The sequence below is a fragment of the Sphaerisporangium fuscum genome (assembly GCF_018531465.1).
Lineage (GTDB): Bacteria > Actinomycetota > Actinomycetes > Streptosporangiales > Streptosporangiaceae > Sphaerisporangium > Sphaerisporangium fuscum.
This window is the reverse complement of record NZ_JAHDTF010000035.1, coordinates 109,416-126,737: the sequence shown is the minus strand read 5'-3', so window position 1 is coordinate 126,737 and position 17,322 is coordinate 109,416. Positions and strand designations below refer to the sequence as shown.

Genomic DNA, 17,322 nt, shown 5'->3' with positions numbered 1-17,322 from the left:
CGGCGACATCACCGTCACCACCGCCGCCGGCATCTCAGCCACCCTCGACGCCGGCACCACCCACGGCCGCATCACCAACACCCTCAAGAACAACGGCACCCCCGAACTCCACATCCACGCCACCACCGCCAACGGCGACATCACCGCCAACAGCCTGTGACCCGCGGCGCTCGGCAGCTGACGCCACACGCGACCGTCCGCTCTCCGCCGGCCGGGCGGAGAGCGGACCGGGACGGTTCGCCGTCAGGTGGTGTACCCGCCGTCCACGGCCAGAGCGGTGCCGGTGATGTAGCGGCCGCCGGGACCCGCCAGGTAGGCCACCGCGGCGGCGATGTCCTCGGCCTCGCCGTAGCGCCCCAGGGCGGTGAGGGAGCGCTGGAACTCGGCGGTCTCGCCGTCGGCCGGGTTCATGTCGGTGTCGATCGGGCCGGGGTCCACGACCGTGGCGGTGATCCCGAGTGGCCCCAGCTCCCGCGCGAGTCCCTTGGTCAGTCCGATGAGCGCGGATTTGGCCATCGCCTGCAGGACGAAGTTCGAGCCGGGGACGCGTCCGTTGAAGCACGACCCGATGCTGATGATCCGCCCGCCGTCGCCCATGTGCCGGGCAGCGGCCTGGGCGGCCAGGAACACCGACCGGACGTCGACGGCGAGCACCCGGTCCAGTTCCGCGGCCGACACCTCCGCCAGCGGGCCGTAGGCCAGGAAACTCCCGTTGTTCACCAGGATGTCGATGCGGCCCAGCTCTCGTACCGTCCGCTCCACCGCCTCCGCGGCGGCCTGCGGTCGGGCCAGGTCGGCCTGGATGACCACGGCCCTGCCGCCGTCGGCCTCGATCCGCTTGGCGACCTCGCGTGCCTGGTCCGCCGCCTGGACGTAGGTCAGCGCGACCGCCGCCCCCGCGCCGGCCAGCCGTCTCGCCGTCGCCGCGCCGATCCCTCGGCTGCCGCCGGTCACCAGTGCCACCTTGCCGGTCAGGTCACTCATGATGCTTCCTCCGTCGACCGTGCGCTCGTCATGCCGGCATGGTAGAAGTTGACATTGACGTCAGATTCAAGTCGTCGTCGTGCGAGGTGAGCGATGCGGATCGGCGAGCTGGCCCGGCGCAGCGGTGTGAGCGAGCGTTCTCTGCGCTACTACGAGGCGCAGGGGCTGCTCCGCGCGGAGCGCACTCCCGGCGGCCACCGGCACTACGGCGAGTGGGCGGTCGACCGCGTCGTACGCATCCAGACGCTCTACGCCGCGGGCCTGAGCAGCAAGAAGATCGCACAACTGCTGCCCTGCATGAGAGACGCGGACGGCCGGCCGAACGAGATCGCCACCCCGAAGCTGGTCGACGATCTCACCGCGGAGCGCGACCGCATCAACCGGATGATCACCGATCTGGTCCGCTCCCGCGAGGTCCTGGACGAAGTGATCGACACGGCGTCGGGGAGCGCGACCGCCGCCCCGGTCTCGGTCCGCTGAACGTCAGCTCGGCCCGGGTGCGGCGTCGAGGACCTGTTCGGCGAGTTCACGGACCAGCGCGGCCGGGCAGGTTTCGGGCCGGGTGGCGCCGGCGGCCAGCATGCCGTCGACGAGCAGGAGAAGCTGCCCGGCGGCGTGGGCGGGACGCGGATGGCCGAGTCGCACCAGTTCGTGCTCGAACAGCCGCTGGACGTGCCGGCGGTATTCACGGGTGACGGCGTGACCGGGATGGGCGGGGTCGGCCAGGGCGAGGTCGGCCGCCAGGTAACGGCAGCCGCGGAAGTCCGGCTCGTCGATCGTGGTCGCGAGCCTGTCGAAGACGGCCAGCAGCCGGGCGCGCGGGTCGTCACCGGCGGCGTCCATGGTCTCCCGGTAGCGGGCCTCGTCCTCGGCGGTGCTGCGTCGTAGCACTTCGGCGATCAGACCGTCCTTGCCGCCGAAGTGCTCATACAGCGACCGGCGGGCCACGTTGGCGGCCTTGAGCAGCGCGTCGACGCCGACGCCCACGCCCTGGCTGTAGGTCAGCTTCTGGGCGGCGTCCAGCAGGCGTTCGCGTGGCCCGGGTGTGGTGCGAGTGTTCATGCCCGCCAGCCTGCCATGGGTTGACGAGTAGAACAACCGGTCGATACATTGAGCCATAGACCGAACGTTCTATCTCCGAGGAGTTCCCGTGTCCGACCGCACCACCGCCGACGTCATCGACCGTTTCAACCACGCCTTCGTCCACCACGACCCGTCCGTGCTCGCCGGCCTGATCGGCGACGACTGCGTGATGGAGGCGATCCAGCCGGCGCCCGACGGCGCACGGTACGAAGGCCGCGACGCCTGCCTGGCGTTCTGGCAGGCGCTCGCCGAGGACCGCAGCACGCAGTTCGAGCCCGAGGAGGTGGTGGTCGCCGGCGAGCGGGCGACGATCCGCTGGCGCTACCGCTTCGGCGACGGCCCCGCCGACTCGGTACGCGGGGTGAACCTCATGCGCCTGCGTGACGGCCTCATCGTCGAGGCCCTCGGCTACAGCAAGACCGCCGGCGAGGTCCCGCTGGCCGCCGAGAGCGGCCTGGACGGCTGAGCGACGGACCCCGAGAGCAGAAGGAGAAGGAACAGCCATGCGTAGTTACCACCTCGACAGCGGCGCCGGCCTGGACGGCCTGTCGATCAGGAAGCACGAGGACCCCGTGCCGGGCCCGGGACAGGTCCTGGTCGCCGTACGGGCGGTGTCGCTGAGTTTCCGCGAGCTGATGGTGTTGCGCGGCGACTACGTGCTGCCGGTGAAGCCGGATGTGGTGCCGGTGTCGGACGGCGCCGGCGAGGTCGTGGCGCTCGGCCCCGGCGTGAGCTCGGTGCGCGTCGGTGACCGGGTGACGGCCACGCTGTTCCCCGCCTGGCAGGACGGACCGTTCGGGGCCGAGCATCTCGCGCAGCTGGGCGGCTCCCTGGACGGCATGCTGACCGAGCTCGCGCTGCTCGACGAGAAGGCCCTCGTGCCGGTTCCCGCCCACCTCTCCTACCAGGAGGCCGCGACGCTCCCCTGCGCCGCGGTGACCGCCTGGAACGCCCTGACCGGGGACGGCGCGGGGCTGCGCGCCGGACAGACCGTCGTGCTGCAGGGATCCGGCGGGGTGTCGCTGTTCGCGCTGAGTTTCGCCAAGGCTCTCGGAGCCCGGGTGATCGCCACGACGAGCAGCCCGGCGAAGGCGGCCCGCCTGGCCGAGCTCGGCGCCGACGAGGTCATCGACTACCGGGCCACGCCCGACTGGCCGGGCGAGGTCCGTGAGCTGACCGGCGGCCGGGGCGCCGACCGGGTCGTCGACGTCGCCGGCCTGCTGGAACAGTCACTGAGGGCGGTCACGGTGGCCGGCCACGTCGCCTGCGTGGGCTTCGTCTCCGAGACCGCGTCTCCGATCGACCCTCGGGTGCTGTTCGCCTCCGGCGCCACCCTGCGCACGGTCGCGGTCGGCAGCCGCGCCCAGTTCCTCGCGATGAACCGCGCGATCGAGGTCAACGGCCTGCGTCCGGTCGTCGACCGGACCTTCGGCTTCGACGACGCCCCCGCCGCCTACCGGTACTACGCCTCGGAGGAGACGTTCGGCAAGGTGGTGATCACCATCTGACCCGGCCCGCGGAGCTCCGGTCCATGACACCGCGTATTCATGATCATACAATCGGTGATCACAGGATCGGAGTCCCGAAGAGGAGTGAGCGTGAAGATCGCAGCGGTCGGACTGAGCGGAACCCTTGCCGCACTGCTGATGCTGACCCCCACCACCCCCGCGTACGCCGACTGTCCCCCGGACGAGGCCAGGCTGAAGCCGCTCCGGTCGCTGCTGGAGGGCTACATGAGTGAGCTGCGGCAGTACCGGCCCGGAACCGATCCGCGAGACCTGGAGTGGCTCAAGGCGAACCTCGTGGATCTGGTCCCGCCGGAGCTGCCCGCGACGAAGAGGTTCGTCAAGCGGGCCAAGCCGGAGATCGACAGGCTCCTCACCGCCTGCTACACACCCGCGGACTACACCAGGAAGTCCGCCCGCGACGCCTTCGCCCGCTGCGCCAAGGCCAAGTCGCTCCGGCTGATGCTGCAGTACAGCGCCCGCGGCATGGAGGCGTGCGACGAACTCGACAAGGAGCTCGGCGACTGGCCGCGGTTCGAGCCCCGGGTGCGGGAGGTGATCCGCCGGTACCTGGAGTACGCGGCGAGCCGTCCCGCGGCGGGTTGATCGTCCCCGGATACGTGACAAGGGGTGGCAGGTACGGTCGTTAGCGTGGGCCTTCTCGATCTGGGAGAGGAAGCGACGCCGTGCGGTATGTGGCCCTGCTACGTGGGATCAACATCAGCCCTCAGACCACGCTCGCCATGGGCGATCTCCGTGAGGTGCTGGAGAGTCTCGGGTACGGCGGTGTGCGGACCTACCTGCGGAGCGGGAACGCCCTGCTCACCGCCGACGGGGAGCCGCCCGAGCGGGTCGCCTCGGCGATCGAGCGGCGGATCGGCGAGCGCCTCGGCAGGAAGGTTCCGGTCGTGATCCGGACGGCGGACGAACTCCGGGCCACGGTGGAGGAGAACCCGCTTGAGGTGCGGGATCCGGTCAGGTTCGCGGTGACGTTCTACGCCCGCGAACCTGACAGACAGGCCCTGGAGGCCATCGACCCGGCGGACTACGCGCCGGAGGAGATGCGCGTGGGCCGGCGCGAGATCTACACGTACTACCCCGACGGCCTGCGCCGGACCAAGCTGGCACCCCTGCTGGCGAAGCTGCCGGCGCTGGCGGGCAACACCGCCACCACCCGCAACTGGAGCACGGTGACCAAGCTCCTCGCCCTGGCCGTGGCCTGACCGGCGCCTCAGGTCACCAGCAGGTTCCCCATCATGGCCATGTCCTCGTGTTCGAGGTTGTGGCAGTGGAAGACGTAGCGGCCGGTGTAACCGTCGAAGCGGATGATGATCTCCGCCTGCTCGGCCGGCCGCAGATCGAGGGTGTCCTTCCAGCCCCGGTCGTACGCGCCCGGCCCGCCGTTCCCGCGCGTGAGCACCTGGAACGGCGCCAGGTGCACGTGGACGGGATGGTGGAAGTCGGTGGTGAGCCGCCAGATCTCGACGGTGCCGAGCCGGGCGCGGGCGTGGACGACATCGGGCGCGAAGGGCATGCCGTTGATCGTCCAGCCGGTCATGCCGTGCACGGTGTCGTGCCGGAAGCGCAGGGTGCGGTTGACCACGGCCTGGGCGCGGTCCAGCGGCGCGATCCGCGACAGCCGTTCGGGCACCCGGCTGTCGTCGCGGGCCGCGTGGGTGACGCGGAAGCGCATGACCTGTGCGGCGGGGCCGTCGCCGAACTGGTTGACCAGCGTGACCTCCTGGCCGGCGCGGTAGGCGCCGAAGTCGACCACGACGTCGTACCGCTGGGCGGGCGCCATCTCGATGGCGTCGTGCCGGAGCGGACGGTCCAGCAGCCCGGCGTCGGTGCCGATCTGGACGAGCCCGCCGCCGCCGGGAGGCGGGGGGTCCAGGGCGAGCCGGTAGCGCCGGGCGTTGGAGGCGTTGAGCAGCCGCAACCGGTGGCGGACCGCGGGGACCTCGGCGTACGGCCACGGCACCCCGTTGACCAGGATGACGTCGCCGAGCACTCCGGGGCTGTAGGCGTCCCTGACGCCGGGTCTGGTGAGGGTGGGGTCGAGGCTGGGGTACAGCAGCGAGCCGTCCTCGCCGAAGGACCGGTCGGCGATCATCAACGGCAGGTCGCGCTCGCCTCGGGGCAGCGGCAGGGCGTCCTCCTCGTCGTCGTGGACGAGGTGGAAGCCCGCGAGGCCGCGCCAGACGCTGGGGCCGGTGAAGTCCATCCGGTGGTCGTGGTACCAGAGGGTCGCGGCGCGTTGTTCCAGCGGATAGCGGTAGTCGCGTTCCCCCCGCGTGACGGCCCCGGCCATGTGGTGGCCGTGCTCGGTGGCGCCGACCGGCATCAGCAGGTCGGTCGGGTAGCCGTCCTCGGACGACGGGGTGCGGCCGCCGTGCAGGTGGACGACGACGGGCACCGGCAGTTCGTTCCGGTGCCGTACGACCGTGGGGCGCCCGCTGCGCGACACGATCGTCGGCCCGGGAAAGATGCCGTTATATCCCCATATTTCGGTTTGCAAGCCGGGGATCAGCTCGACCCGCGCCGCCCGCTGCACGAGTTCGTAGTGGTCGCCGGCGGCGTCGCGGCGTACCGGATCCAGCACCGGCGGGACCGCCAGGGGCCGTCGGAAGCGGCCCGGCAGCGGCACGCGGCTGGACAGCAGGGTGCCCGTCGAGGTGGAGCCGCGTATGCCCGAAAGGAGCGGCACGCCGGCCCCGGCCGCCATCGCCGCGCCGCCCAGCACGCCGAAGAAGCCCCGCCTGTTCATCGCCCTCATGCCCGCCCGCCGTCCTCCGCCGGACGGGGCCGGCGCCAGGCCGAGTAGGTCAGCAGCGCCCCGAGGAAGATGATCGAGACCCCGAGCGGGATGTGCACGGTCAGCGTCCGCGCGAAGCCCAGCATGATCTGCAGGGCGACGAGGCCGAACAGCCCGAGGCAGGCGAGCGCCGGCCAGACCGGCCCGCGGCCCGGCCACCGGATGGGGATCGCGGCGAGCGCGGCGACCAGCACGGCGATCCCGGCGACCGTGGCGTTCTCCCGGTGGGTGTGCAGGGCGGCGAACGTGCCCGACAGGAACTGCCCGGCGAACACCGCCTGGTCGAACAGCAGCACCGCGGCCACCGTCATCGTGACGCGGAAGGGCCACCGCACCCAGCGTGGGGGCCGGTCGGTACGGTCGCGGCCGGTCGCGGCGAGTAGGGGAGAAGTCGTCATCGAACCCTCAAATGGCCGTCGAGAGACTGTCTCGTTTGAGACAATCTCCGGTCACCCTACACTGGAGACACGATGGATGCTGAACAGCCCCCTGGCCCACCACCGCCAGGCCGCGACTACAGCCTCGGGCCGCTGCTGCAGCTCGCGGGCAAGCGCGCGTCCGCGGCGTTCTCCGAGGCGCTCACCCCGCTGGGCATCGAGGGCCGCCACTTCGGCGTGCTGCTCAACCTGGTACGGCACGGCGCGGTCAACCAGCGCAAACTGGGCGCGCTCACCGGCAGCGACAAGTCGTCGATCGTGCGGACCGTCGACGATCTCGAGGCCCGCGGCCTGGCCGTCCGCCGGCCCGCCATCGGCGACCGGCGCGCCTACGCCGTGGAGCTCACCGAAGCGGGCCGGGAGCTGTTCGCCCGCGCGGAGCAGGTCGCCGTCCGCGTCAACGGCGACCTGCTGGCCCACCTGACCCCCGAAGAGCGGGACCAGCTACGGCACCTGCTGGGCAGGTTCATCTCCCCCTGAGGCCGACCGGCCGGCGGGCTCGAAGCGATAGCCGAGGCCCGGCTCGGTGATCAGGTACCGCGGGTGGGCGGGGTCGGGCTCCAGCTTGCGGCGCAACTGGGCGAGATAGACGCGCAGGTAGTTCGTCTCGGTGCCGTAGGCGGGCCCCCACACGTCGTGGAGCAGCCGGCGGTGGTCCACCAGCTTGCCGGAGTTGCGGACGAGCACCTCCAGGATCTGCCACTCGGTCGGCGTGAGACGGATCTCCCGGTCACCCGCCACGACCTTCTTCGCCGCCAGGTCGACCGTGAAGGCCCCGGTGTGCACGACCGGCTCGTTGGTGGCCGGGGCGGCGCGGCGCAGCGCGGCACGGATCCGGGCCAGCAGCTCGTCCATGCCGAACGGCTTGGTGACGTAGTCGTCGGCCCCGGCGTCCAGGGCGGTGACCTTGTCGGCCTGCTGCTCACGCGCCGAGAGCACGATGATCGGCGCCGCCGACCAGCCGCGGAGCCCGCGCACCACCTCGACACCGTCGATGTCGGGCAGACCGAGATCGACGATGACGACGTCGGGCGGGTGCCTGGCCGCCAGCGACAGCGCGGTGGCACCGTCGGCCGCGGTGTCGACCTCGTAGTGACGGGCGCGCAGGTTGATGCCGAGCGCGCGCAGCAGCGGCAGCTCGTCGTCGACGATGAGAACGCGCGTCACGGCGCGAACGCCCGCGACAGGATGATCGTCATGTGGACGCCCTCGGCAAGGTGATGGTCATGGTGAGTCCGCCACCGGGGGTGGCGGAGGGGCGCAGGGTGCCGCCCATGGCCTCGGTGAAGCCGCGGGCGATGGCGAGGCCGAGACCACTGCCGCCGGGCGAGCGGTCGTCCAGGCGCTGGAACGGCTGGAACATCCGCTCCCAGCCGCTCTCGGGGACACCCGGCCCGCGGTCGATCACCTGGAGCCGTACGGTCGCCGCGCCCGCCTCGGCCTGGACGCGCACCGGCCGGCCCGGTGGCGAGAAGCGCCGGGCGTTGGCGACCAGGTTCGCGACCACGCGCTCGGCGATGCCGGGATCGGCGAGCACGTGCGGCAGGTCGTCGGGCACCTCGACCTCGGTCAGCGCCGCCGGATGGCCGATCAGCGCGCTGGCGACGATCTCGTCGACCGCGACCGGGCGCAGGGAGATGCTGAGCGCGCCGGCCTGCAACCTGGTCATGTCGAGCAGGTTGGCGATGAGGTCGCCGAGCCGGTCGGTGGAGTCCTCGATGGCGGCGAGCAGCTCCTGCCGGTCCGCCTCGCTCCACTCGACGTCGGCCTGCCGCAGGCTGGAGACGGCGGCCTTGATGCCGGCCAGCGGAGTGCGCAGATCGTGGCCCACGGCCGCCAGCAACGCCGCGCGAACACGGTCGATCTCGGCCAGCTCGCGCGCCTGCCGGGCCTGACCGGCGAGCCTGCGCCCCTCCACCACCCGCCCCGCGGCCTGCGCCAGGGTGCTCAGCACGCGGCGGTCCTCGGCGAAGATCTGCGGCCCCTCGCCGACCAGGCGCAGCCCCGGGCCCGCGGTCACGCTGATGGCGGGACGGCCGGTGAGGGGAGGGCCGACCAGCCCGAGCTGCCGCTCGCCGTCCCCCCGCCGTTCGAGCAGCGCGACCGAGCGCATCGCGAAGGTCGAACGCACCTGGTTCAGCACGGCGCTCAGCGACGCCTCGGCCACGGGCTCGGCCGCGACGCGGGACATGATCCGCGCCTCCATGCGGCTGCGCGACTCGGCCACCCGCCTTCGGGCCGCCATGTCGACGGTGACGCTGACCGTGACGGCCACGGCCAGGAAGACCGTCAGGGCGATGAGGCTGTCGCGGCCGGACACGAAGAAGGTGCCGAGCGGCTCGGCGAAGAAGAAGTTGGCCAGCAGGAACGAGGCCACCGCGGCGACGAGGGCCGGCCAGGTGCCGCCGACGACCGCGACGACGACCACGGCCAGCAGGTACAGCAGCAGGACGCTCTCCAGCGCCAGCGTGCCGCGCAGGGCGACCAGGACGGCCGTCAGCGCGGGCAGCGCGACGGCGGCCAGCACGAACGCCGCCCCGCGCCGGGAACCCGGCAGCCCGGCGCCGGGCAGCGGCAACCGGCCCTCGTGCTCGGCGCGAGGCGCAGGCGTGGGTGCCGCGTCCACCATGGTTCCACTGTCACACACCCGCGGCGCTGTGCCGTTCGACGGCCGCCTTCTGCTCGGTGTGCTGTTCGATGGCCGCCTGCTCGTCGGGGCGGCGGGCGAGTCCGGCGGCCGAGCCCAGCTGCCAGGGCACGCTGGTGACCATGACGCCCGGCCGGAACCGCAGCCTCGTCTTCAGCCGCAGGGCGCTCTGGTTGTGCAGCAGTTGCTCCCACCAGTGCCCCACGACGTACTCGGGGATGAACACCGACACCACGTCGCGCGGGCTCCTGCGGCGCAGGTGCGAGACATAGTCGAGCACCGGTCCGGTGATCTCGCGGTAGGGCGAGTCGAGGACGGTCAGCGGCACCGGGATGCCGCGCTCGGTCCACTCGCGCTCCAGGGCCTCGGTGTCGGCGCTCTGCACGGTCACCGCCGTCAGCGTGCTCGGGCGCGTCGCGCGGGCGAACGCCAGGGCCCGCAGGGTCGGGGTGTGCAGCTTGGACACCAGCACCACGGCGTGCACGCTGCTCGGCAGGGTGACGCCCTGCGGGCCGGGCCGCAGCTCGTCCGCCACCGTGTCGTAGTGCCGCCGCACGCCCTTCATCAGCAGGAACACCAGCGGCATGGCGATCACGACGATCCAGGCGCCGTGCGTGAACTTCGTCACCAGCACCACCATCAGCACCAGGCCGGTGAAGCAGGCACCCAGGGCGTTGACGGCACGCGCGCGGTGCAGGTGCCTGCGGGCGGCCGGGTCGCAGGTGGCCAGCAGGCGGGTCCAGTGGCGCACCATGCCGGCCTGGCTGAGGGTGAAGGAGACGAACACCCCGATGATGTACAGCTGGATCAGGCGGGTGGTGCTGGCGTGGAACGCCCAGATCAGCCCGCCGGCCAGCAGCGCCAGCAGGATGATGCCGTTGCTGAAGACCAGACGGTCGCCGCGCCTGCCGAACTGGTGCGGCAGGAAGCCGTCCTGGCCGAGGATCGAGGCCAGGATGGGGAAACCGTTGAAGGCGGTGTTGGCCGCCAGGATCAGGATCCCCGCGGTGAAGGCGGTCAGCAGGAAGAACAACGGCGAGGCACCGCCGAACACCGCCGCGCCCACCTGCGCGATCACGGTCTTGGCCTGGTACCCCGCCGGCGTGCCGGTCAGATGCCAGGGGGTGTCGGCCACGTGCACCCGCGTGACGACGGCCAGGGCGGTGATCCCTCCGAACATCGCCACCGCGATGGCGCCCATGACGGCGAGGGTCGTGGCGGCGTTCCTGCTCTTGGGTCTGCGGAAGTTCGGCACGCCGTTGCTGATCGCCTCCACACCGGTCAGCGCGGTGCAGCCCTGGGAGAACGCCCGCAGCGCCAGCAGCAGCGCGAGCGCCCCCGTGGCCTGGGTCGCGGGCGAGACGCCGAACCCGGCCGACTCGGCCACCGGCACATGTCCCGCGGCGATCCGCGCCACACCCCAGAGGATCATGGTGAACACCAGGAAGATGAAGCCGTAGGTCGGGATCGCGAAGACGGTGCCGGACTCCTTGACGCCGCGCAGGTTCATGACGGTCAGCACCGCGACCATGCCGATCGAGATCTGCACCGCGTACGGCGACAGCGACGGCAGCGCGGAGACGATGTTGGCCACGCCCGCCGCGACCGACACCGCGACGGTCAGCACGTAGTCGACCAGCAGCGCGCTGGCGGCGATCAGCGACGCGTCGCGGCCGAGGTTCTCGCGGCTGACGGTGTACGCGCCGCCACCTCGCGGATAGGCGTGGCAGGTCTGGCGATAGGAGGCGACGACCACCACCAGCAGCACCGCCACGGCCAGCGCCACCCACGGGGTGAGCGTCAGCATCGCCAGCCCGCCCAGGCCGAGCGCCAGCAGGATCTCCTCGGTGGCGTACGCGTTGGACGACAGGGCGTCGCTGCAGAAGACGGGAAGCGCCAGCTTCTTCGGCAGGAGCGTCTCGCCCAGCTGCGAGCTGCGCAGCGGCCTTCCCACGAGCACTCGCTTGGAGGCTTCGAGCTTCACACCTCCATTTAAGTAGGGCACGAATCCGCAGGACAGCGGCCCTAACGCGTTCATGACACCGGCGGCTCCGATCTTGACGCGTCCTTAACGGGGACGGTCCCCCGTGGCGGCGCGCGGTTCGTGCGTTAGCCTCGATCGGACACCGCGGGAGCCCGGCGCATCGGGCTGAGAGTGTGGCTGGCGCGGCCACAGACCGCCTGAACCTGACCGGGTCATGCCGGCGTAGGGAGTTGGTCCGAAACGATGTCCGACGCACTGTTCCCCGGGGCGAGCCTGGGGCCGTCCCCCGTCGAAACCGCCACACGGCCGTCCATGGAGGAGCCCGGCCCGTGGTCCTTCAGCCAGGAGTTGTGGGCGGCGATCGAGCCGATCTACGCGGCGATCCTCGACCATCCGTTCATCACGGGCCTGGTCGACGGCACCCTGCCGCGCGAGGCCTTCCGCCACTTCGTGGTGCAGGACTCGCACTACCTGCGTGACTACGCCCGCGCGCTGGCCCTGTGCGCGGCCAGGGCCCCGGAGGAGGACGACGTGCGGGCCTTCGCCGCCGACGCGGTCGGGGCGATCGCCGCCGAGCAGGAGATGCACGCGGAGTTCATGTCGCAGCTCGGCGGGTCGGCCGGGGAGGCGGCGGCGCTGCCCGTCGGGCCGACGACCCGCGCCTACACCAGTTATCTGCTGGCGACGGTGTACGGCGGGTCGTTCCTCGACGGTCTCGCCGCGGTGCTCCCCTGCTACTGGATCTACGCCCGGGTCGGCGAGGCGCTGCTCGAACGTTCGTCTCCCGACCCGCTGTACCGCCGGTGGATCGCGACCTACGGGGACGAGGCCTTCCAGAGCGTGGTGCGCCGCGTGGTCGCCCTCGCCGACCGCACCGGCCGGGAGGCCACCCCCGCGCAGCGCGCCCGGGCCACCGAGCACTTCGTCACGACGTCGCGCTACGAGTGGATGTTCTGGGACGCCGCCTGGCGGCGGGAGACCTGGCCACTCTGAACCCGCCGCGCCGTGATTTGCCCGTTTTCTGGGTAGATGTGGCGAGTCAAGAATTATCGGCGGAATGAGACGATGTCCAGATGGACGTACGGAGCAGGAACAACGTTGTGGTGAACGGTCGGCCCGGTGCGCCGGTGGTGATGCTCGCGCACGGGTTCGGCTGTGACCAGAACCTCTGGCGGCTGGTGGCACCGGTGCTGGCCGAGGAGTTCCCGGTGGTCCTGTTCGACTACGTCGGCTCGGGCCGGTCGGACCTGTCGGCCTGGAGCGAGGAGCGCTACGGCTCGCTGGACGGCTACGCCCAGGACGTGCTGGACATCTGCCAGGAGCTCGACCTGCGGAACGTGGTGTTCGTGGGGCATTCGGTGAGCGCCATGGTCGGGGTGCTGGCCGCGGCCCGCGAACCCGAGCGGTTCGGCAAGCTGGTGCTCCTGGTGCCCTCGCCCCGTTACATCGACGACGGCGACTACCGGGGCGGGTTCAGCGCCGCCGACATCGAGGAGCTCCTGGACTCGCTGGAGGCCAACTACCTGGGCTGGTCCGCCGCCATGGGACCGGTGATCATGGGCAACCCGGAGCGGCCCGAGCTCGGCGAGGAGCTGACCAACGCGTTCTGCCGCACCGACCCGGCGATCGCCCGGGTGTTCGCCCGCACCACCTTCCTGGCCGACCACCGGGACGACCTGGCGACGGTCACGCTGCCGACGTTGATCCTGGAATGCGAGCAGGACGTGATCGCACCGCGCGAGGTCGGCGCCTGAGTGCACGCGGCGATCGGCGGCAGCCGGCTGATCACGCTCGACGCGACCGGCCACTGTCCGCAGCTGAGCGCCCCCGAAGCCACTTGAGGCCATCGCCGGCTTCGCCCGGGAATGATGAACCGATCGCGGCAGACGGATACGGAATTCACGGCACTATTGGAGGACAGCGCCGAGGATCTCTACGAGAACGCCCCGTGCGGTTACCTGTCCACCCTGCTGGACGGCAAGATCGCCAAGATCAACCAGACGCTGCTCGGCTGGCTCGGCCACCGGCGCGAGGAGGTGGTGGGCCGGAAGTACTTCTCCGACCTGCTCACCGTCGGCGGGAAGCTCTACCACGAGACCCACTTCGCGCCCCTGCTGCGCATGCAGGGCGAGATCAGCGGCATCGCGCTGGAGCTGAGAACGGCGGACGGCGGACGGCTGCCGGTGCTGGTCACCTCGGTGGTGAAGACCGGCGCGGACGGCCTGCCGATGTTGATCAGGACCACGGTGTTCGACGCCCGGGACCGCAGGGCGTACGAGAAGGAGTTACTGCGCGCCCGCCAGGAGGCCGAGCAGGACCGCGAACGGCTGCAGAAGGTGCTGGCCACGCTGCAGCAGAGCCTGCTGCCTCCCTCGCTGCCGGACGTCCCGGGACTGGAAGCGGCCGCCCACTACCAAACGGCCTCATCTGACAACCTGGGCGGCGACTTCTACGACCTGTTCGCGCTGGGCGACGGACGCTGGTGCTTCTTCCTGGGGGACGTGTGCGGCAAGGGCCCGGAGGCGGCGGCGGTGACCTCGCTGACCCGCTACACGCTGCGGGCCGCCGCCCTGCACGCCCCCGACCCGGCAGGCATGCTGAGCACCCTCGACACGGCCCTGCACGAGCGCTACGCGAACGAGGCGACGCGGTACTGCACGGTCATCGCCGGGACCCTCACCCCCGGCGCGGAGGGTTTCGAGGTGGCGCTGGCGAGCGGAGGCCACCCTCCGGCGCTGCTGCTGTCCGCGGACGGCCCGGCCTGCTACCTGCCGACGCCGGGCGGCATGCCGGCCGGGATACTGCCCTCGCCGTCATTCGTGTCGACCGGCACGCGCCTCGGGCCGGGTGACACGCTGCTGCTGTACACCGACGGGCTGATCGACGCGCGCACCTGCTCGGAGGAGGGGCGCTTCGGGCAGGAGGCCCTGCTGGCCTTCGCCGACCGGCTGCCCTCGGCCTCGCCCGCCGAGGCGGTCGAGGCCGTCAAGGGCCTGCTGGAGGGCTTTGGCCGGGGCTTGGAGGACGACACCGCGGTGCTCGCCCTCGGCGTGCCCGCCGAGGCGGCGACCGGCGCTCAGAGCCAGCTGTTGCGGCGGAAGCTCCGGTAGAGGAGGGCACAGGAGACGAGCATGACCCCGATCACCACCGGATAGCCCCACACGGCCTTCAGCTCGGGCATGTGGTCGAAGTTCATGCCGTAGATGCCGGCGATCATCGTGGGGACCGAGATGATCGCGACCCAGGCCGAGATCTTGCGCATGTCCTCGTTGGCCAGCGCGTTGGACCTCGCCAGCGCGGCCTCCAGGATGGAGTTGCACAGCTCGTTCGACGACTCGACCTGGTCACAGACCCGCGAGAGGTGGTCGACGACGTCACGGAAGTATTCGCGCATCTCCGAGGGGATCATGCGGCGCGACGGCAGGGCCCTGAGCGGGGCCTGCAGCGGCGTGACGGCGCGCTTCATCTCGAGCATCTCGCGCTTGAGCTGGTAGATGCGGCCGATGTCGCGGGAGCTGACGTCGGCGAAGACGGCGGCCTCGACCTCCTCGAGCTCGACCTGCATCTGGTCGGCGACCGAGAGGTACTTGTCGACGACGTGGTCGGCGATGGCGTGGAGCACGCCGGAGGGGCCGCGCGACATGATCTTGGGCTTCTCTTCGATGCGCCGGCGGACCTCGGCCAGCGCGCAGTGCTCGCCGTGGCGCACGGTGACGACGAAGTCGGGCCCCACGAACACCATGATCTCGCCGGTGCCGATGATCTCGCTGGAGGCGGTCAGCTCGTCGTGGTCGAGGAAGGCGACGGTCTTCAGGACCGCGAAGAGGGAGTCTCCGTAACGTTCCACCTTGGGCCTCTGGTGGGCCTTGATGGCGTCCTCGACGGCCAGGGGGTGCAGGCCGAAGACCTCGGCCAGCCACTCGACCTCGGGGGCCTCGGGCTCGTGGAGGCCGACCCAGACGTAGGCGCCGCCCGCCTCGGAGGAGGCGTTGTGCCGGCGCACCAGGCCGATGGCCTCGGGGATGCCGGCGACCTCGACGCGCTTGCCGTCGACGTACGCGCCGAACTCCACCACCGAGTCACTCGGCGGAACACACTGGCCGGTCGGAATGGCCGGACGCACCGGGACGACCGGCGCGGGGATGCGCAGCCGGACGGGAGCGGTGCGGGGGTGCAGGTTGATCCGCTGGAAAAGCGTGGACGAGCGCATGACGGGTCCCTTCCGCCCGACCTGGCGGAACCAACGCGCGCAAAAGCAGACAGAGGCGACAAACGTCGCTCAAAAGGGGGAAAGACGCGTGGCTCTCAGTCGGACACCGAATTGGAGTGGTCGGGTTTGCGCACGACGTACGTGCGCGAGCACGTACTGCTGGGATCACCAGATGTCATCCCGATTCCACCTCCGATCGGCCGAGAGGGACGGTCTACAGCTGGCCTAACCTACCACAGGCAGGCCTTCTCAAACAGAGTACACCCCCGGGGCATTCCCTGATCATGCAGAAGTTGACGAAAGACCGCCGCCACCCCGTACCCCCGGCACGGTTTGGGCCGTCCCCGAGGCTCTGACCTGCGCCGACGCGGGACACCCCGGACCCGCCCCGTAGACTCCCCACGTGCGCGTACTTGTGATTGGATCCGGCGGCCGCGAGCACGCCCTGTGCCGTGCCCTCGGGCTCGACCCGACGGTGACCGAGCTCCACTGTGCCCCCGGGAACGCCGGCATCGCCTCGGTGGCGACCATCCACCCCGTGTCGTCCACCGACCCCGAGCAGGTCACGGCGCTCGCCGTGCGGCTCGGCGCCGAGCTGGTCGTCGTCGGCCCCGAGGCCCCGCTGGTGGCGGGGGTGGCCGACGCCGTACGGGCGGCGGGCATCCCCTGCTTCGGCCCCTCCAAGGAGGCGGCCCGCGTCGAGGGCTCCAAGGCGTTCGCCAAGGACGTCATGGTCGCCGCCGGCGTGCCGACCGCGGGGGCCCGCGTGTGCACCACGCCCGAGGAGACCGCCGCCGCGCTGGACGCCTTCGGCGCGCCGTACGTCGTCAAGGACGACGGCCTCGCGGCGGGCAAGGGCGTGGTGGTGACGTCCGACCGCGACGAGGCACTGGCGCACGCGGCGGCCTGCGAGCGCGTGGTGGTCGAGGAGTACCTCGACGGCCCCGAGGTGTCGCTGTTCGCGCTGTGCGACGGCACCACGGCCGTGCCGCTGCAGCCCGCCCAGGACTTCAAGCGCGCCTACGACGGCGACCAGGGGCCCAACACCGGCGGCATGGGCGCCTACACCCCTCTCCCATGGGCCCCGCCCGGCCTGGTGGAGCAGGTCATGAACGACATCGTGCTGCCGACCGTCCGTGAGCTCGCGCGGCGCGGCACGCCGTACACCGGGGTGCTGTACGCGGGCCTCGCCCTCACCTCCTCCGGGCCGAAGGTCATCGAGTTCAACGCCCGCTTCGGCGACCCGGAGACCCAGGTGGTGCTCGACCGGCTGGAGACGCCGCTGGCGGGCCTGCTGCACGCCTGCGCGACCGGCACGCTGGCCTCCGCTCCGGCGCCCCGCCATCGCGACGGCGCGGCCGTGACGGTGGTCGTGGCGGCCGAGAACTACCCGGGCGACCCCGTCAAGGGCGACCCCATCGAGGGGCTCGAGCCGTCGGCCAAGGACGCCTACGTCATCCACGCCGGCACCGCCCTCGACGAGGCCGGCAGGGTGGTCTCGGCCGGCGGCCGGGTGCTGAGCGTCGTCGGCACCGGCCCGGACGTCCCTTCGGCCCGCGCCGCCGCCTACGAACAGGTCTCGCGCATCCGCCTGCGCGGCTCCCACCACCGCACCGACATCGCCGCCCGGGCCTGACCCGGCGAAGATCGGGAAGGG

General features: G+C 71.5%; 18 protein-coding genes and 1 riboswitch. Of the genes, 10 read left to right on the top strand and 8 right to left on the bottom strand.

The annotated features are described in order from the left end of the window. Positions 1 to 243 precede the first annotated feature (243 nt). The gene (locus tag KIK05_RS37305; protein WP_214415573.1) at positions 244 to 984 is read right to left on the bottom strand and encodes an SDR family NAD(P)-dependent oxidoreductase; all 741 of its coding nucleotides are present in this window, start codon (positions 982 to 984) and stop codon (positions 244 to 246) included. 93 nt (positions 985 to 1,077) lie between these two features. Between KIK05_RS37305 and KIK05_RS37300 the strand changes: the two genes are divergently transcribed. Then, a complete protein-coding gene (locus KIK05_RS37300; protein ID WP_214415572.1) occupies positions 1,078 to 1,464 on the top strand; it encodes a MerR family transcriptional regulator in 387 nt (128 codons plus the stop codon). Between the two features lie 3 nt (positions 1,465 to 1,467). Here the strand turns inward: KIK05_RS37300 and KIK05_RS37295 are convergent, their stop codons facing one another. Continuing rightward, a complete protein-coding gene (locus KIK05_RS37295) occupies positions 1,468 to 2,046 on the bottom strand; it encodes a TetR/AcrR family transcriptional regulator (protein ID WP_214415571.1) in 579 nt (192 codons plus the stop codon). An 88-nt stretch (positions 2,047 to 2,134) separates the two neighbouring features. Between KIK05_RS37295 and KIK05_RS37290 the strand changes: the two genes are divergently transcribed. The 4 genes from KIK05_RS37290 to KIK05_RS37275 all read left to right on the top strand — a co-directional run bounded on the left by KIK05_RS37290 (position 2,135) and on the right by KIK05_RS37275 (position 4,795). After that, the gene (locus tag KIK05_RS37290; protein ID WP_214415570.1) at positions 2,135 to 2,533 is read left to right on the top strand and encodes a nuclear transport factor 2 family protein; all 399 of its coding nucleotides are present in this window, start codon (positions 2,135 to 2,137) and stop codon (positions 2,531 to 2,533) included. 37 nt (positions 2,534 to 2,570) lie between these two features. Continuing rightward, positions 2,571 to 3,575 carry a zinc-dependent alcohol dehydrogenase family protein gene (locus KIK05_RS37285; protein WP_214415569.1) on the top strand — a complete coding sequence of 335 codons (1,005 nt, stop codon included), beginning with the start codon at positions 2,571 to 2,573 and terminating at the stop codon, positions 3,573 to 3,575. A gap of 90 nt (positions 3,576 to 3,665) precedes the next feature. Further along, a complete protein-coding gene (locus KIK05_RS37280) occupies positions 3,666 to 4,178 on the top strand; it encodes a hypothetical protein (RefSeq protein ID WP_214415568.1) in 513 nt (170 codons plus the stop codon). Between the two features lie 80 nt (positions 4,179 to 4,258). Next, on the top strand, positions 4,259 to 4,795 hold the full coding sequence (locus tag KIK05_RS37275) for a DUF1697 domain-containing protein (protein ID WP_214415567.1): 537 nt from the start codon (positions 4,259 to 4,261) through the stop codon (positions 4,793 to 4,795). Between the two features lie 8 nt (positions 4,796 to 4,803). Here KIK05_RS37275 and KIK05_RS37270 read toward each other — a convergent pair whose 3' ends face one another. Continuing rightward, positions 4,804 to 6,348 carry a multicopper oxidase family protein gene (locus tag KIK05_RS37270; protein WP_214415566.1) on the bottom strand — a complete coding sequence of 515 codons (1,545 nt, stop codon included), beginning with the start codon at positions 6,346 to 6,348 and terminating at the stop codon, positions 4,804 to 4,806. Next, positions 6,345 to 6,785: a hypothetical protein gene (locus tag KIK05_RS37265; RefSeq protein WP_214415565.1), complete on the bottom strand. Its 441-nt coding sequence runs from the start codon at positions 6,783 to 6,785 to the stop codon at positions 6,345 to 6,347. Before KIK05_RS37265 ends, KIK05_RS37270 begins: the two co-directional genes overlap by 4 nt. A gap of 72 nt (positions 6,786 to 6,857) precedes the next feature. Between KIK05_RS37265 and KIK05_RS37260 the strand changes: the two genes are divergently transcribed. Continuing rightward, positions 6,858 to 7,304 carry a MarR family winged helix-turn-helix transcriptional regulator gene (locus KIK05_RS37260; RefSeq protein ID WP_214415564.1) on the top strand — a complete coding sequence of 149 codons (447 nt, stop codon included), beginning with the start codon at positions 6,858 to 6,860 and terminating at the stop codon, positions 7,302 to 7,304. Here the strand turns inward: KIK05_RS37260 and KIK05_RS37255 are convergent. From KIK05_RS37255 to KIK05_RS37245, 3 genes are read right to left on the bottom strand one after another with little or no spacing between them, the layout of a single operon-like run. Further along, a complete protein-coding gene (locus KIK05_RS37255; protein ID WP_214415563.1) occupies positions 7,269 to 7,991 on the bottom strand; it encodes a response regulator in 723 nt (240 codons plus the stop codon). The genes KIK05_RS37260 and KIK05_RS37255 overlap by 36 nt on opposite strands. Positions 7,992 to 8,019: 28 nt before the next feature. After that, a complete protein-coding gene (locus KIK05_RS37250) occupies positions 8,020 to 9,453 on the bottom strand; it encodes a sensor histidine kinase (protein ID WP_214415562.1) in 1,434 nt (477 codons plus the stop codon). A gap of 10 nt (positions 9,454 to 9,463) precedes the next feature. Continuing rightward, the gene (locus tag KIK05_RS37245) at positions 9,464 to 11,455 is read right to left on the bottom strand and encodes an APC family permease (RefSeq protein ID WP_308250274.1); all 1,992 of its coding nucleotides are present in this window, start codon (positions 11,453 to 11,455) and stop codon (positions 9,464 to 9,466) included. Between the two features lie 134 nt (positions 11,456 to 11,589). Beyond that, positions 11,590 to 11,701, top strand: a riboswitch (TPP riboswitch). Between KIK05_RS37245 and tenA the strand changes: the two genes are divergently transcribed. The 3 genes from tenA to KIK05_RS37230 all read left to right on the top strand — a co-directional run bounded on the left by tenA (position 11,699) and on the right by KIK05_RS37230 (position 14,565). Then, a complete protein-coding gene (gene tenA / locus KIK05_RS37240) occupies positions 11,699 to 12,448 on the top strand; it encodes a thiaminase II (protein ID WP_250564069.1) in 750 nt (249 codons plus the stop codon). Its footprint overlaps the riboswitch before it by 3 nt. 80 nt (positions 12,449 to 12,528) lie before the next feature. Then, on the top strand, positions 12,529 to 13,209 hold the full coding sequence (locus KIK05_RS37235; RefSeq protein ID WP_250564068.1) for an alpha/beta fold hydrolase: 681 nt from the start codon (positions 12,529 to 12,531) through the stop codon (positions 13,207 to 13,209). Positions 13,210 to 13,365: 156 nt separating this feature from the next. After that, a complete protein-coding gene (locus KIK05_RS37230; protein WP_250564067.1) occupies positions 13,366 to 14,565 on the top strand; it encodes a SpoIIE family protein phosphatase in 1,200 nt (399 codons plus the stop codon). Here KIK05_RS37230 and corA read toward each other — a convergent pair. Further along, on the bottom strand, positions 14,532 to 15,665 hold the full coding sequence (gene corA / locus KIK05_RS37225; RefSeq protein WP_214415559.1) for a magnesium/cobalt transporter CorA: 1,134 nt from the start codon (positions 15,663 to 15,665) through the stop codon (positions 14,532 to 14,534). The genes KIK05_RS37230 and corA overlap by 34 nt on opposite strands. Before the next feature lie 403 nt (positions 15,666 to 16,068). Here corA and purD point away from each other — a divergent pair, with 403 nt between their 5' ends. Then, positions 16,069 to 17,301: a phosphoribosylamine--glycine ligase gene (gene purD, locus KIK05_RS37220; protein ID WP_214415558.1), complete on the top strand. Its 1,233-nt coding sequence runs from the start codon at positions 16,069 to 16,071 to the stop codon at positions 17,299 to 17,301. Positions 17,302 to 17,322: the final 21 nt, after the last annotated feature.

Excerpts from the sequence above, each read along its gene's own strand:
- KIK05_RS37305 (WP_214415573.1), bottom strand. The coding sequence starts at position 984 with ATGAGTGACCTGACCGGCAAGGTGGCACTGGTGACCGGCGGCAGCCGA.
- KIK05_RS37300 (WP_214415572.1), top strand. The coding sequence starts at position 1,078 with ATGCGGATCGGCGAGCTGGCCCGGCGCAGCGGTGTGAGCGAGCGTTCT.
- KIK05_RS37295 (WP_214415571.1), bottom strand. The coding sequence starts at position 2,046 with ATGAACACTCGCACCACACCCGGGCCACGCGAACGCCTGCTGGACGCC.
- KIK05_RS37285 (WP_214415569.1), top strand. The coding sequence starts at position 2,571 with ATGCGTAGTTACCACCTCGACAGCGGCGCCGGCCTGGACGGCCTGTCG.
- KIK05_RS37270 (WP_214415566.1), bottom strand. The coding sequence starts at position 6,348 with ATGAGGGCGATGAACAGGCGGGGCTTCTTCGGCGTGCTGGGCGGCGCG.
- KIK05_RS37265 (WP_214415565.1), bottom strand. The coding sequence starts at position 6,785 with ATGACGACTTCTCCCCTACTCGCCGCGACCGGCCGCGACCGTACCGAC.
- KIK05_RS37260 (WP_214415564.1), top strand. The coding sequence starts at position 6,858 with ATGGATGCTGAACAGCCCCCTGGCCCACCACCGCCAGGCCGCGACTAC.
- KIK05_RS37250 (WP_214415562.1), bottom strand. The coding sequence starts at position 9,453 with ATGGTGGACGCGGCACCCACGCCTGCGCCTCGCGCCGAGCACGAGGGC.
- tenA (WP_250564069.1), top strand. The coding sequence starts at position 11,699 with ATGTCCGACGCACTGTTCCCCGGGGCGAGCCTGGGGCCGTCCCCCGTC.
- KIK05_RS37235 (WP_250564068.1), top strand. The coding sequence starts at position 12,529 with ATGGACGTACGGAGCAGGAACAACGTTGTGGTGAACGGTCGGCCCGGT.
- corA (WP_214415559.1), bottom strand. The coding sequence starts at position 15,665 with ATGCGCTCGTCCACGCTTTTCCAGCGGATCAACCTGCACCCCCGCACC.